The sequence below is a fragment of the Corallococcus sp. CA053C genome, assembly GCF_003611675.1.
GTDB lineage: Bacteria > Myxococcota > Myxococcia > Myxococcales > Myxococcaceae > Corallococcus.
This window is the reverse complement of sequence record NZ_RAWA01000712.1, coordinates 1-2,276: the sequence shown is the minus strand read 5'-3', so window position 1 is coordinate 2,276 and position 2,276 is coordinate 1. Positions and strand designations below refer to the sequence as shown.

The window sequence follows — 2,276 nt, the reverse complement described above, 5'->3', positions numbered from 1 at the left end:
GCGCGGGGGTCCCTTCCGGGAGCGCGCCTTCCGTCACCTCCGGGGGGAGCGCCGGCAGCCGGATGACGAACGTGGTGCCTTCGCCCACCCTGCTCTGCACGCTGATGGTGCCGCCGTGGTTCTTCACGATGCGCTGGCAGATGGCGAGCCCCAGGCCCGTGCCCTTCTGCTTCGTCGTGAAGAAGGGGACGAAGATGTGCGGCTGCTGATCCGCCGGGATGCCCGGGCCGTTGTCGGTGACGCGCACCTCCACGAACTCCACCCCGCCCGCGCTGCGGAAGTCGCCGAAGCGCTCCGGCTTCTCCGTGCGCACCGTGATGCAGCCCTTCTGCGACCCCATCGCCTGCACCGAGTTCTGCACCAGGTTGATCAACACCTGCTTGAGCTGCTCCGCGTCGCCGTCCGCGCGCGGCAGGCGCAGGTCCAGCTCCACCGCCAGCTCCGCCGTGGTCGGCATGTCGTTCTGGATGAGCCGCATCGTGCGCGTCACCACCTCGTTGAGGTCGGTGGGCCCGAAGCTCTGCTTCAGCGGCCGCGAGTAGTCCAGGAACGCCGTCACCACGCCGTTGAGCCGGTTGACCTCCTCGACAATCACATCCAGGAACTCGCCGTCCTCGCCCGGCAGCTTCTTGGGGTCCAGGCACTGCGCCGCGCCCTTGATGGCGCCCAGCGGGTTCCTGATTTCATGCGCGAGGCCCGCCGCCATCTCACCCAGCGCCGCCAGACGGTCGCGCTCGCGGATCTTCTCGTACAGCTTGGAGTTCTCCAGCACCGTCGCCATCCGCTCGGAGACCTCCAGGATGAGGGCGATTTCATCGGACGCATACGCCTCCGGCACCCGCTCATCCCAGAGGTTCAGGAACCCGATGACGCGGTCGTTGCTCATCAGCGGCACGCTGATGCCGGCCTTCATCTGGAGCAGCGCGGCGCGCGTGTCGTTGAGCCGCTTGAGTTCGTCGCGGAAGCGCTTGCCCTCCACCGCCTGGACCCGCATCACGGAGATGCGCCGCTCCACGTTCTCCAGCAGCACCGCCTTCTGCCCGCTGGCCACCGCGAAGAGCACGCCGCGCGCGGCGGCCGTGTCCAGCATCGACACCGGCAGCGGCCCGCGCGAATCCAGCAGCCGGTAGCCGGGCCGGTCCTCCGCCATCAGGTACACCGACGCGTGCGTCACGCGCCCCGTCTCGTGCAGGGAGTCCAGTACCACGCGCGCCAGCTCCGAGATTTCAATGACGGCGGTCATCCGCACGCGCAGGACGCCCAGCGTGCCCAGCAGCGCGAAGCGCTCGCGGAAGAAGATGCGCACCACCATCTCCTCCACCTTGGTGCGCAGCGGGTCCAGGAGGATGAGGATGACGAACGCGGCCACCACCGTGTTGAAGACGAACAGCGACGTGTTCTCGTCCACCCACGCCGTCAGCACCGTGAACACGGCGGCAAGGATGATGGCCAGCACCGTCTGCGAGGCGATCTTCCCCAGCAGCTCGTGCAGGTCCATCAGCCGCAGCCGCAAGAGCGTCTGCGCGAGGAAGAACAGGTAGAGCGTCGCGAAGACGGGGCCCAGCGTGGGGAAGGGGATGTCGTAGCGGCTCAGGTAGTCCAGGCCGGAGAACAGCACCGCCGCGCCCGCGCCAATGGCCAGGTACGCCAGCCGGAACTGCTCGATGCGCGACTCCGTCGTCCGCACCCGGTGCACCAGCAACGACACGGAGGTGAAGAGCGCCCCCAGCACCCACACCCCCATCGCCACCCGCGCCCATGCTTTGTCCGCCAACGGTGTGACGGCGACGGTGAGGCCCAGCACGGCGGACAGGAGGGCAAGCCGCCGGCCGACCAGGTGGGTCCCTTTGCTGACGCCCAGGAACTCGAGGAAGAAGGCGACCGCCGCCCCGGGTACCAGGGAGACGACGAGCACCGTGGACCCGAGCGCGATGCGGGACACCCAGGGGTAGTCGTGGGCGGGGAAGATGCTGTGGAAGAAGAGGCTGAGGTAATACCCGGCGACCGTCAGGGTGAAGACGGAGTAGAGGGTGAGCACCCGGGGACGTCCGGGCCGCAACAACATGGACACGCCCAGCGCCAGACCGATGATGGAAGCAAGCAGGGCGCTCTGTGTGCGGATATCCATGTGCAGGCGGACAGTCTAACCTCTGTCGGGCGCTGGAAATTTTCCATGCATCCCCAGTTGTCCTCGGGCGTGCCCGAGCGCATCTCCCAGGGTCCCCGAGGCCCCCGCGAATGAAAGTGTCCCTCCAGCATCTCGCCCTCCTTGCCGC

The 2,276-nt window shown here is 68.0% G+C and carries 1 protein-coding gene; it reads right to left on the bottom strand.

What is annotated here, in order from left to right; all coding sequences use genetic code 11:
* A partial coding sequence (locus tag D7V97_RS42455; RefSeq protein ID WP_120616203.1) for an ATP-binding protein occupies nt 1-2,128 on the bottom strand: 2,128 nt, incomplete at its 3' end.
* Nucleotides 2,129-2,276: the final 148 nt, after the last annotated feature.